The following is a 12,043-nucleotide window of genomic DNA, read 5'->3' as shown; positions in this document are numbered from 1 at the left end:
CTCCACTCCACGCTGTATCCTGCATCGATGGGATGGTGCCGGGCGGCCTCCGGGCTCACGCCTGACATCGCGAGGATCCGGCACCGATGCAACTTGCACTGATCGCACTCATTCCGTTGTTGGGCGCTATTCTGCCGCCGCTCGCCGTGCGGTCGGGGCGCAGCCTGTGCACTGCGGTGACCCTGGCTGTCAGCCTGGCGTCGCTGGCGCTGTTGATTGCCAGCGCGCCTGTCGTGTTCGACGGAACCACGATCCGGAGCGGCGGCGACTGGGTGCCGGGGCTCGGACTGTCGTTCCGATTCTTTCTCGACGGTCTCGGCCTGTTCTTTGCCGCGCTGATCCTGATCATCGGATTGTTGATCGTGATCTATGCCGGGTTCTATCTCGGCCGTGACGACTCGCCCGGACGGTTCTTCGCCTATCTGTTGCTGTTTCAAGGCGCGATGCTCGGCATCGTGATCAGCGACAATGTGCTGCTGCTCACTGTGTTCTGGGAGCTGACCAGTCTGAGTTCGTTCCTGCTGATCGGCTACTGGTATCACACTGGGGAGGGGCGGCAGGGCGCGCGGATGGCGCTGGTGGTGACGGGCGGCGGCGGGTTGCTGCTGATGGCCGGCATGCTGTTGCTCGGCAAGGCCGCCGGCTCGTATCAATTGACCGAGATTCTTCAGCGCGGCGACGCTGTCAGGGCATCGCCGTTGTATCTCCCGATCCTGCTGCTGTTGCTGGGCGCCGCGTTCACCAAATCGGCGCAGTTTCCGTTTCACTTCTGGCTGCCGCACGCGATGGCGGCGCCGACGCCGGTATCGGCCTATCTGCATTCCGCCACCATGGTGAAGGCCGGTGTGTTTCTGCTGGCGCGGCTGTGGCCGGTGCTCGCGGGCACCGACTGGTGGTTCGCGATCGTCACCACCACGGGCCTGGTCACGATGCTGGTCGGCGCCTGGATCGCGCTGTTCAAGACCGATCTCAAGGCGATCCTGGCATATTCGACGGTGAGCCATCTCGGCCTGATGGTGATGCTGCTCGGTTTCGGCACCGAATACGCGGTGATCGCCTGCGTGTTTCACATCCTCAACCACGCCACCTTCAAGGCCGCCTTGTTCATGAGCGTCGGCATCGTCGACCACGAGACCGGCATCCGCGACATTCGCCGGCTCGGGGGGCTGTTACGCCTGATGCCGATCTCCTCGGTGCTGGCGCTGATCGCCGCCGCGGCGATGGCCGGCGTGCCGCTGCTCAACGGCTTTCTGTCGAAGGAGATGATGCTGGAGGCCGCGCTTCACACCGGGGCGATGGGACAGGACTGGATCGTGCCGGTCGCCGCGACGGTCGGTGCGCTGCTGTCGGCCGCGTATTCCGCGCGGCTGGCGTTCGCCACCTATCTCGGCCGGCGGCACGCCCATGCCTCGGGCACGCCGCATGATCCGCCGGTCGGTATGTGGTTTCCGGTCGCGGCGCTGGTGGTGCCTGTGCTGGTGATCGGACTGTGGCCGCAATTGGTGGCCGGCGGATTGGTCCAGCGGACCGCACAGGCGGTCGTCGGCTCCACGCCGCTGCAGTTCGAGCCGCTGGCGATCTGGCACGGGCCGACGCTGGCGCTGCTGATGAGCGTGGTCGCACTGGGCGGCGGCCTGGGGCTGCTGTGGGCGCTGGCGTCGCTCGAGCGGCTGCGCAACCTGCTGCCGCGGCCCGACGCCAAGACGATGTTCGACGTCACGGTCGCCGCCAGCGCTCGCGCCGCGCGCTGGGTCATTCGCCGACTGCACGGCGAATCCCTCCCGCGCTATCTCGCCGCGATCGTGCTGACCGTGCTGGTGGTCGGCGCGATCGGGTTCGCGGGCGGCAATCATGCGGCCGGCGCGCGGCCGATGCTGCCACTCAATCTGCCCGCGGCGGTCGGCTGGGTGCTGCTGGTCGTCGCCAGCCTCGGCGTCATGGCATTCCACATCCATCGGCTGGTGACCTTGATCCTGTCGAGCGTGGTCGGGCTGATCGTTTCGCTCACCTTCATGCTGTTCTCGGCGCCGGATCTGGCGCTGACCCAGATCTCGGTCGAGGTGGTCACCATCATTCTGCTGCTGCTGGCGCTCAACCTTTTGCCGAAGGTCACCCCGCCCGAGACCGCCACCGTCCGCAAATGGATCAACGGCGCCATCGCCGCTTGCGGCGGTCTGGCGGCGGCGGGGCTGGCCTTCGCGGTGATGACCCGCGACGTCGACTCGATTTCCGCCTTCCATCTCGCCGAGTCCAAGCCGGGCGGCGGCGGCACCAACGTCGTCAATGTCATTCTGGTCGACTTCCGCGGTTTCGACACGTTCGGCGAGATCATCGTGCTGTGCATCGCTGCGCTGGTGATCTTCGCGCTGCTCAGCACCGCGTTCGAAGGCGCCGCAGCGCGGCGGCTCGACAGGATGCGACAGCGGCTCGAATCCGCCGACGCTCACCCGCTGATGCTGGTGGTGGCGACGCGGCTGCTGTTGCCGCTGGCGATCACGGTCGGCATCTACATCTTCCTGCGCGGCCACAACCAGCCCGGCGGCGGCTTCATCGCCGGCCTGGTCGTCGCCACCGCGATCATCATGCAGTTCATGGCGAGCGGCTACACCTGGAGCTCCGAGCAGCGCAACATCGACGGGCATCGCCTGCTCGGCGCAGGCGTCCTGATCGCGGCCGCCACCGGGATCGGCTCGTTCCTGTTCGGCCGGCCGTTCCTGACCAGCTACTTCGTCTATGTGCCGATTCCGCTGATCGGCGAGGTCGAGCTCGCCACCGCGCTGCTGTTCGACGTCGGGGTGTTTCTGACCGTGGTCGGAACCGTGTTCCTGTCGCTGTCGCAGATCTCCCGCGTCGAGCATCGCGCCAACCGAGGGCCGGTGCCGGCCGGCCCGTCGGACATTCCGATGACGCCGCAAGCCGCACCGCGGCCGGCACCGCCCGCCGCTGCACCGGCGGAGAGCTGACATGGAACTGCTGGTCGCGAGCGCAATCGGCGTGCTGACGATGGTCGGGCTGTATCTGGTGCTGTCCCGCCACAGCTTCCCGGTGATCATCGGCACCACTTTCCTGACCTATGCGGTCAACCTGTTCCTGTTCGCGATGGGAAGGCTGGCGATCGATCGCGCACCGATCATCGGAAGCGGCTCGTCCGACTACACCGATCCGCTGCCGCAGGCGCTGGTACTCACCGCGATCGTGATTTCGTTCGGAATGACCGCGCTGGTGGTGGTGCTGGCGCTCCGGGGCTTCCTCGAGACCGGCACCGAAAGGGTCGAGAACAGTCCGGCGGGCGATGAACGCCGCGACCTTCACCACCCGGGAGCCGACCGATGATCGATCTCATCGTCGCTCCGATCGTGGTGCCGGCCGTGGTCGCCGCCTTCCTGATCCTGGTGATGCGTCACGATCTCGCCGGCCAGCGCGCCGTGTCGATCGGAGCGACCGTGCTGTCGCTCGGCATCGCAGTGTGGCTGTATGTGGCGGCGTCCGGCGGCGATCCGATGAGCTACCGGCTCGGCAATTGGCCGGCGCCGTTCGGCATCGTGCTGGTGCTGGATCGGCTGTCGGCGACGATGCTGCTGCTCACCGCGCTGCTCGCGGTGGCGGTGGTGATCTACGCGCTGGCCGGATGGGACGCGCGCGGTCGCCACTTCCATCCACTGTTCCAGTTTCAACTGATGGGCCTGAACGGCGCCTTCCTGACCGGCGACGTATTCAACCTGTTCGTGTTCTTCGAGATCATGCTGATCGCGTCCTACGGCTTGCTGCTGCACGGCGGCGGCGAGCGGAGGCTGCGCGCCGGCTTCCACTACGTTGCGATCAATCTGGTCGGATCGACGTTGTTTCTATTCGCGGTCGGGCTGATCTATGCCGTGACCGGCACGCTCAACATGGCCGATCTTGCGAACAAGGTCGGCAACGTCGCCGCAGGCGACGAAGCGCTGCTTCGGGTCGGCGCCCTGTTGCTGTTGCTGGTGTTCGCGCTGAAGGCCGCTTTGGTGCCGCTGCAATGGTGGCTGCCGTCGGCCTACGCCGCGGCGGCGGGACCGGTTGCGGCGCTGTTCATGATGATGACCAAGGTGGGAGCGTATTCGATCGTCCGGGTCTACACCGTGATTTTCGGCGCCGGTGCCGGGGCTGCGGCCGATATCGCGGCGCCGTGGGTGATGCCGGCCGCGCTGGCGACGCTGGTGCTGGGGGCGATCGGCGTGCTGGCGAGCACGACGCTGCTCGGGCTGGTGGGCTTTTCGATCGTGTGGTCGATGGGATCGCTGCTGCTGGCGATCGGGCTGTTCGACCAGGGCGGGCTGTCGGCCGGCCTGTACTATCTGCTGCACAGCACGATGAGCGGCGCGGTGCTGTTTCTGGTGGCCGATCTGGTGGCGACCGAACGAGGCCGCCATGCCGATCGGCTGGTCGCGGCGCCGGCGTCGCCGCGGCTGCCGCTGCTCGCGGCGCTGTTCTTCGTCGCGGCGATCGCGATGACCGGCATGCCGCCGCTGTCGGGCTTCGTCGGCAAGCTGCTGATCCTCGATGCGGTCTGGAACCGGCCGCTCGGCACGGCGAGCTGGGTCGTGCTGCTCGCCACCAGCCTTGTGGTGATCGTCGGCTATGCGCGCGCCGGCAGCACGCTGTTTTGGAAGACCGAACTCAGGCGCACGGCTCCGGCGCGCACCGCGGCGGCGCCTTCGATCACCGCGCCGGCAGCGGTCGTGGTCGGGCTGCTCGCCGCGACAGTGCTGCTGTCGGTGTTTGCCGGGCCGGTCGCTCGCGAGCTCGACGCGACTGCGCGGCAAACCCTCGACGTCGGGGCCTATGTCGGAGCGGTCAGTCCCGCCGCAGTCGCGGAATCGGGGAGGGGAAGGCCATGACCAGGCTGCTGCCGCATCCGGTGATGTCGCTGCTGATCACCGGGGTCTGGGTCGCGCTGATCAACTCGGTGTCGGTCGGCAGCGTGGTGTTCGGTCTTTTGCTCGGGATCGTCGTGCCGCTGCTCACCAGCCCGTACTGGCCGAACCGCCCCACGCTGCGCCGGCCGCACAAGCTGATCGGCTATGCGGCCGTGGTGCTGTGGGACATCGTGGTGTCGAACGTCCAGGTCGCGTATTGGGTGCTGCTCCGGTCCAACGACAGCCTGCGGACGCAATTCGTGGTGGTTCCCCTCGACATCACGTCGCGTGAGGCGATCGTGCTGCTGGCGGGCACCATCACGATGACGCCTGGAACGGTCAGTGCCGACCTGTCCGCCGACGGCCGCGCCATCCTGGTGCACTGCCTGCACACCACCGATCCGGACGAGGCCGTGAGCCAGATCAAAAGCCGCTACGAACGACGACTCCAGGAGATCTACGGATGATCCAGACGGCTTGCCTCGTTGCGATTGCTGCCATTGCGGTTTCGGCGCTGATGAACCTCTACCGCCTGGCGAAGGGGCCGGATGTGCTCGATCGAATTCTGGCGCTCGATACGCTGGTGATCAACACCATCGGTCTGGTGGTGGTGATCGGGATCTGGTTCGGCACCAGCATGTACTTCGAAGTGGCGCTGCTGTTCGTGGCGGTCGGATTTTTGACCACCATCGCGTTCTGCAAGTACTTGTTGCGCGGCAACGTGATCGAGTAGGCGGCGATGGTCTGGGCGAGCGAAATTCTGGTCTCCGTGCTGATCCTGATCGGCGCTTTCTTCCTGGTGGTCGGGTCATTCGGCCTCGTGAAGCTGCCCGATCTGATGCGCCGTCTGCACGCGCCGACGAAATCCACCACGCTCGGGATCGGATCGCTGCTGATCGCCTCGATGCTGTATTTCGCGCTGCTGCGCGGCGCGCCGTCGTTGCACGAACTGATGATTTCAGTGTTCCTGTTCCTGGCGGCGCCGATCGCTGCGAACATGATTGCAAAGGCCTATATGTTGCGGAGCAGGGCCCTGCACAGAAGCTTGCCGCGCCCGGCGCACGGCGGCGAATGGGCCACCTACCTGCCGCACGCCGCCGGCCCCGCCACCGCTGCGAAAGCAAAACATCGCCCCGACGACGCCGGAGCTATCCGAGAACGTTGAGGCGCCCGGCGGGTACGAAGGCACTGAGTCCTCATCCAGAGGAGCCCGGCGAAGCCGGGCGTCTCGAAGGATGGGGCAACGCATTCCCTGCGTCACATGGTTCGAGACGGCGCTACGCGCCTCCTCACCATGAGGTTGTGCGTGTGGCAGGCGGTGCGGATCAGCTCTAATTCCATAAAAAGCAGAACTGCTCTAGGGGACGGAGATTGCGGCGAGCGTCGCGGGGACGCGGCACAGAATCTCTTCCAGGAAATCGGCCGTCTCTTGCTCCGGCTGGTGCGACCGACCGACCGGCCGGCAGTCGAGCCGGGCCGAGACGGCACGGTGCGGGGCGGCAATGAAGCTGGTGCGGGCCGTCTCGGGCAGAAGCGATGCCAGCAGCGGGTCGCCGACGACCAGTGAGGGGCTTTGATCGGCGAGCCAGCCGGCGGCATCCTCCTCGTTGGCGAGGCGGCGTTCCCCGGGTTCGGCCAGACTCTCGTCCCATGCGAAGAACGACGCGACTCGAACGGTCGTCGCGGGATGACGGCGATGCAGCGCGCATCGCACTGCGTTCATTGCGACCTGTTCCCCGACCAGGACCACGATATCGCCGGACGGCGCGTGGCCGTCGCAGCATTCTGCGTCGTCGGTTGGCGTTGGATTGCCCGACGCCGTCGCCAGCGCGGCCGCGAGCGCGATTTCGTCGCGGGAATCGAGCGGAAGACCGGTCACGAACGGGATGCCCCAGCGCCGCTGCATCAACCTGGCGAGCGGCAATGCGGCAGCGGCAACCACCAGATTGACCGCGGCACCGGCGGCGCCGGCGATCGCTTGCAGCCCGGACTGCTGTCCCCACACCGAAATCAGAGGCAAGCCGGCGCGGTCGAGTACCCGGTGAAGTCGCAGGAGCTGAGCCGGCCCGATGTCGTCGAGCGGCGAGGCGCCGAGGATGTTGGCGCCCTGCGGCGGCGCCTCCGGTTCGGCGACGAAGCGCTCCGCAACCGCTCGAAACGCGGCCGCCAGCCCCTTGTCGTAAAGGTCGAAGCCGGTGGTGGCGAAGCCGAACGCCGGCAGGCCGGTCTCGTGTTCGACCAGCGTCGCGAATCCGTCGACGTCGAAGCCGACCAGCATCGGAACCGGACTCGCCACCACGGCGACGAAGCTGTAGTCGCGATCCCGCGTCGCCCGGATGATATTATCGAGCAGCTTCTGATCGTTGCCCATGATGGCGTCGAACTCGCGCAGACCGGAGCTCAATACGCTGGAGTCGCTGGAAAACCAGCGCGGCTCGTCATAACCGGTGTAGCTGCCGGTGCAGCCCGAGGCATCGTGGATCACCACCAGGCCGCCGAGATCGTGCAGCGCCGAGGCGACTCCGGAATAATCCGCCGCGAACGGCGGCAGTCTGGTCAGCAGGTAGCTCATGCGTCGTCCTCACACCACCAGGCCGTAGGCGCGCACCATGTCCTCGAGCGTGTCGGGGCGCTGAGCGCTCGCCGCCGTCGCCAGCGCGTCCAGCACTGTTGCCAGGCCGTGATAACCGTACAGCCCCTCATCGAAGCTGATCGGCACCGTCACCGGCGCGCCAGTGAGATAGCCGGCGGAAAAGCCGATCGCGATATCGGCGGTCGGCTGCTCGGGCCGCGACCAGCTCCGCACCGGATGGATCGGCGAGGTGACGACGAGCTCGGGGACATGCCGGGCCAGCCAATCGAGAGCAGGGCGCTCGTGCGCGGGAAGCTGATGCGCCACCAGTTGGGCGACGTTGAAGCCGCGCTCGACCAGCGCGCGGGCGAGGTCGAATGGGCTGCAGGTCGCCGAGCCGTCGACCGCGATGCTGCGGCCGCCGACAGCGCGCCGGGCTCGTTCGACCGCCAGCTCTATGGCTCCACGGGCAGGCTCGGGATCGAGCGACGTTCCGAGCGCCTCGGCGATCGCCTGATAGCGCGCCGCGATCGTCTCGTCGCAGAATCCGACCGGTGCGATCACGAACGGCGTGCCGAACTTGGCTGCGAGCGTCTCGGCGGCCGCGATGCCCTCGGGGCGCGTCACCAGATTGAGCCGCGCCGCTGCCAGTTTCTGAAAGTCCGCGAAGGTCGAGCAGTCGGCGATGTGGCGGACCGGCCCGTACCCGGACCGCGCCAGCATGTCGCGCAGTTCGCTGTCCTGCGCCAGCGGGCTGAACGGTCCGATCAGGCCGACGCTGTCGTCCTTGAACGGTGGCGGCGCGAGGAAGTCGTACATGTCGCGCTGGATCCGGCGTTGCGGCGGCAGCCCGGAGCCGAGTGTGATCGGGTTCATCCGCCCGACCCGGAACGGGATGCCGTGCGCGGCTTCGAACTCGGCGATCATCGTCGTGTAGTCGGTGCCGAGCAGATCGTCGATACAGGAAACGATGATCATGAACGCCTTCGGCCGCGGCGCCAGGCGTTGCAGCAGCAGCGGCACGGTGGTCCGGATCTCGTCCTCGTAGCTGCCGAGGACGATCTCGTCCTCCTCGATGCACAGATAGCCGACGCGGGGTTTCAGTCCCTGCTCGAACGCCGCGATGGCGCCGTGCCGACCGCACGCCGCCGGGCAGACGAACAGCACGTACATCTCAGGCACAAGCAGCGCGGTGCGGAGCACGCCCCAGCCACCGTGGGTCGGTGCGCAATAATGCAGGCAGGCGGCGCCTTCATCGAACAGAAGCCCCGGATCCGCGCCGAGATCGCCGACACGGATGCGACCCTGCGGCGCGACGCTGGAGTCCCGGCTCATGACAGCGCCGCCAGATGAGGGCGCCCGGACGCCGGGGCGGTGATGTCGGGCACCAGCAGGCGCGTCAATTCGTGATAGACGGCGGCCTGCTGCGAATCCGGAAAACACGCCACCACGGTGCGGCCCTGATCCTCGGCCTGCTGCACGAGGTCGCAGCGCGGGATGATGCCGAGCACACGGGTGTTGATTTCGGCGGCGGCGCGCCGCACCAGCTCGTCCTCGTCGGCGATGTTGCGCGAGTTCTGGATCACGCCGGCGAGCCGCGCATAGCCGCGGGTGGCGAAATTGGCGAGTGCGTTGGCGATGTTGTGGGCGGCGTACAGCGCCATCATCTCGCCGGAGCTGACGATCGCCACTTCGTCGGCATAGCCCTTGCGCATCGGCATCGCGAAGCCGCCGCACACCACGTCGCCGAGCACGTCGAACAGTACCACGTCTGGACGCAGTCTGCCCCAAGCGTCGAGCTCCTCCAGCCGGTCGAACGCCGAAATGATGCCGCGGCCGGCGCAGCCGATGCCCGGTGTCGGCCCGCCGGCCTCGACGCACAGCACGCCGAGATCGCCCTCGACCACCAGGTCGTCGAGCGTAGATCTGGTCTTCTTGACCTTCAGCACGTCGAGCACCGAGGTGATCGGCTGGCCGCCCGTGAGTCCCTTGGTGGAATCGGCCTTCGGATCGCAGCCGATCTGCATCACTTTAAGCCCGCGCCGCGCCAGCGCGGCCGACAGGTTGGAGACGGTGGTCGACTTGCCGATACCGCCTTTGCCGTAAATGGCAATCTTCTTCATGGACATTCTCCACGAATCCGGCGCCGCTCTTGGCTCGTCGGCGAACGCCGCCGCGGCGAGAGGAGCGGCGCCAAACCGCGTCATCAGAAGGTGTGGACGAGCCGGGCGGTGAAGTTGCGGCCGGGCTCCAGCAGCGGGTTGTACATCGACTGCGGATACGACCTGTTCACGTAGGTCGCTGCGCTGACGTAGGACGTGTCGAAGATGTTCTGCAGGCTGAGATGCACCTTGGTGTCGCCGAGGCGCGGCGAGATCAGAATGCCGAGATCGAACGACGCGTAGATGCTCGGAACCGCGTAACCGCCGGTCGGATACTCCTCGGTGGAACTGATGCGGGTCTTCGCGCCCGCCCAGTCGACCGCCGCGCCCAGCGAATAGCCGGAGCCGAGCGGCGCGTACTGCACGCCGACACGTCCCTTCCACGGCGCGATGAACGGCAGCGGTGTGTCGGTATCGGTGTTGGTGGCCTGCAGCCAGGCGGCGTTGCCGTACAGGTTGAACGACTGCGTCGCCTGCCAGCGCCACTCGGCCTCGACGCCGTTGACCGTGGCATGGCCGACGTTCTGCCGCTGCGTCATCGACGAGCCGTTGTAGTTGACGAACACCGTCTGCAGGAAGTTCGCGTAGTGGCTGTCGAATGCCGTCACCTTGACGGTGGCGGTCGGGAAGTTGAGCTGGAAGCCGCCCTCGTAGGTGAGGCCGGTCTCCGGCTTCAGCTCCGGATTCGGAATTGTGGTGGCCGAGAAGGTGAACAACTCGGAATTGGTCGGATAGCGATAGGAGGTGCCGACCGAGGCGAGCAGGTCGAGGATCGGTGTCACGTGAACGGTGGCGCCGAAGCTGCCGGTCGGCGCAGTGGTGCTGACGTCGGCGTTGCGGCGAAGCACCTCAAGCGCCTTCGTCGAACTGACCGGCGACAGTTCGGATGTCGTATTGAACCAGTCGAACCGTCCGCCGGCCGACAGCGTCAATAGCTTGAGCGGGGTCCACTCGTTCAGCACGAAAGCGCCGACATTGGCCTGGGTGTTGTCCGGAGCCGTCTTGGTTTCCGGCGAGATCGTCGATGTCGTCGCAGTCTGCCGCACCGACCACGAGGTGCTGCCGGGCCGCCATTCCTGGAAACCGTCGATGCCGAACGTCGTCTTCACCAGGCCCCACGGCGCCGGCTCCCATGGGATCACACCCTGGGCGCGGCCGCCGATCACCAGCGGGCCGCCGACGTTGCTCACCGAACGGGTGACGACCCCGGCCGTGGCGGTATTGACGGTGGAGAGCTTGGTGTCGAAGTAATTGGCGTAGAACGAGCCTTCGACGTGCTGGACCAACTGATCGGTGAAGTCGCCGGAATAGGACAGCTTGGCCATGTGAACCTGGTTCGGCTGCTGCCGCACTTGTGTGTACGGCGCGCCCGGGGCGCCGCCGACGCCGCCGGCGCGGCCGTCTTCTTCCCAATAATCACGCAGCGTCAACTCGAAGCGCTGGTTGTAGGTCGGCGACCAGCCGAGCCGCAGATTGCCGCCGATGCTCTCGTAGTCGCTGTTCAGCGCGGCGCCGCTCGGCGTTTGATAGTTGCCGCCCTTGCGATAGCTGATGCCGCCGAGCACGTCGAAGCCGAGTCCGGCCGCCTGCGCCCATTCATAGGTGCTGAATCCGTTGTCGACCGAACTGTAGCCCGCCGAGAACCCGCCATGTGCGATCCGCCACGGTCCGAACGGATCGACCTGAGGCCGCCGGGTGACGACGTTGACGAGGCCGGTCATCGCTTCAGAGCCGTACACCACGGAGCCGGGTCCGCGGATCACTTCAACGCGCTCGATTTCCTCCGGCGCGAAATAATTGAGCTGCAGCGTGTTGCGGCCGCGGAAGCGGTCGCCGTCGATATACATCGGCGAGCGCCAATTGTTCGACGAGAACCCGCGCAGATAAATCTGACCGCCGATGCCGCCGGCACGCGCGATCGACACGCCGGGGACGTTCTGCAGAATGTCGAGCAGGCTGGTCGGGCTGGTCTGCTCGATCTGCGCGCGGTCGACCACGGTGATGCTCTGCTGCGCCGGATGCGGGATACCAGCCTGCGGCAGCTTGCCGCCCATCGGCCTGAGCGAATTGTCGTTCGTCGTGCCGGAGGTGGCGACCGTCGCCTGCTGCGTCTGCGTCTGGGTTCGCGCTGGCGTCGCCGTCCGCCGCGTCGCGCGTCCCGCACCGGATCCGTCCTGGCGCCGTGGTCTCGATGAGTTCGCGGACTCCACTCGCACTTCCGGCAAGACGTGGCGCGTGCGCTGCGTGGCAGCCTCCGCGGTCTGCGCGCGCGCGTCGACGCCCGAACCTGCCGTGATCGCGCAGGCCAGCGCGATGCTGAAGCCGCACGTCGACGCGAGCAATGCGCGTCTCCTGGAGTCGAGTGTGAATGCCCTTTGAATCATAATCGATGTCCCCCAGCTCACATTAGTGAGTTGGGT

Annotated in this window: 11 protein-coding genes; 7 read left to right on the top strand and 4 right to left on the bottom strand. The window is 66.8% G+C overall.

Annotation, left to right across the window (positions count from 1 at the left end; genetic code table 11):
* Window positions 1-86: 86 nt before the first annotated feature.
* Genes FLL57_RS10495 through FLL57_RS10470 form a run of 6 tightly spaced genes read left to right on the top strand, consistent with a single transcriptional unit; the run spans window position 87 to window position 6,054 of the window.
* A complete protein-coding gene (locus FLL57_RS10495) occupies window positions 87-2,963 on the top strand; it encodes a monovalent cation/H+ antiporter subunit A (RefSeq protein WP_142882859.1) in 2,877 nt (958 codons plus the stop codon).
* 1 nt (window position 2,964) lies between these two features.
* Window positions 2,965-3,333 (top strand): Na(+)/H(+) antiporter subunit C, encoded by a 369-nt coding sequence (locus tag FLL57_RS10490; RefSeq protein ID WP_013502132.1) that lies wholly within the window; start codon window positions 2,965-2,967, stop codon window positions 3,331-3,333.
* Window positions 3,330-4,871: a monovalent cation/H+ antiporter subunit D gene (locus tag FLL57_RS10485; RefSeq protein WP_142882858.1), complete on the top strand. Its 1,542-nt coding sequence runs from the start codon at window positions 3,330-3,332 to the stop codon at window positions 4,869-4,871. The genes FLL57_RS10490 and FLL57_RS10485 overlap by 4 nt, the downstream gene beginning before the upstream one ends.
* Complete coding sequence (locus FLL57_RS10480) at window positions 4,868-5,356, top strand: Na+/H+ antiporter subunit E (RefSeq protein ID WP_013502134.1); 489 nt, start codon at window positions 4,868-4,870, stop codon at window positions 5,354-5,356. Before FLL57_RS10485 ends, FLL57_RS10480 begins: the two co-directional genes overlap by 4 nt.
* Window positions 5,353-5,622 (top strand): K+/H+ antiporter subunit F, encoded by a 270-nt coding sequence (locus tag FLL57_RS10475; RefSeq protein ID WP_013502135.1) that lies wholly within the window; start codon window positions 5,353-5,355, stop codon window positions 5,620-5,622. The genes FLL57_RS10480 and FLL57_RS10475 overlap by 4 nt, the downstream gene beginning before the upstream one ends.
* Before the next feature lie 6 nt (window positions 5,623-5,628).
* On the top strand, window positions 5,629-6,054 hold the full coding sequence (locus tag FLL57_RS10470) for a Na+/H+ antiporter subunit G (RefSeq protein WP_142882857.1): 426 nt from the start codon (window positions 5,629-5,631) through the stop codon (window positions 6,052-6,054).
* 192 nt (window positions 6,055-6,246) lie between these two features.
* On the opposite strand, the gene FLL57_RS10460 is transcribed toward FLL57_RS10470, so the two are convergent.
* The 4 genes from FLL57_RS10460 to FLL57_RS10445 form a co-directional block, all read right to left on the bottom strand.
* Window positions 6,247-7,461: a nitrogenase component 1 gene (locus tag FLL57_RS10460; protein ID WP_142882856.1), complete on the bottom strand. Its 1,215-nt coding sequence runs from the start codon at window positions 7,459-7,461 to the stop codon at window positions 6,247-6,249.
* Window positions 7,462-7,470: 9 nt separating this feature from the next.
* Window positions 7,471-8,796 carry a nitrogenase component 1 gene (locus tag FLL57_RS10455; RefSeq protein ID WP_142882855.1) on the bottom strand — a complete coding sequence of 442 codons (1,326 nt, stop codon included), beginning with the start codon at window positions 8,794-8,796 and terminating at the stop codon, window positions 7,471-7,473.
* Window positions 8,793-9,584 (bottom strand): AAA family ATPase, encoded by a 792-nt coding sequence (locus FLL57_RS10450; RefSeq protein ID WP_142882854.1) that lies wholly within the window; start codon window positions 9,582-9,584, stop codon window positions 8,793-8,795. The genes FLL57_RS10455 and FLL57_RS10450 overlap by 4 nt, the downstream gene beginning before the upstream one ends.
* A gap of 83 nt (window positions 9,585-9,667) precedes the next feature.
* A complete protein-coding gene (locus FLL57_RS10445) occupies window positions 9,668-11,677 on the bottom strand; it encodes a TonB-dependent receptor (RefSeq protein ID WP_235677253.1) in 2,010 nt (669 codons plus the stop codon).
* Between FLL57_RS10445 and FLL57_RS23540 the strand changes: the two genes are divergently transcribed.
* Window positions 11,667-12,002: a hypothetical protein gene (locus FLL57_RS23540; protein ID WP_235677252.1), complete on the top strand. Its 336-nt coding sequence runs from the start codon at window positions 11,667-11,669 to the stop codon at window positions 12,000-12,002. The two genes, FLL57_RS10445 and FLL57_RS23540, sit on opposite strands and share 11 nt — an antisense overlap.
* Window positions 12,003-12,043: the final 41 nt, after the last annotated feature.

This window comes from Rhodopseudomonas palustris, from assembly GCF_007005445.1.
Lineage (GTDB): Bacteria > Pseudomonadota > Alphaproteobacteria > Rhizobiales > Xanthobacteraceae > Rhodopseudomonas > Rhodopseudomonas palustris_G.
Note: the sequence above shows the minus strand (reverse complement) of the source record. Positions and strands in the feature narration are given on the sequence as shown.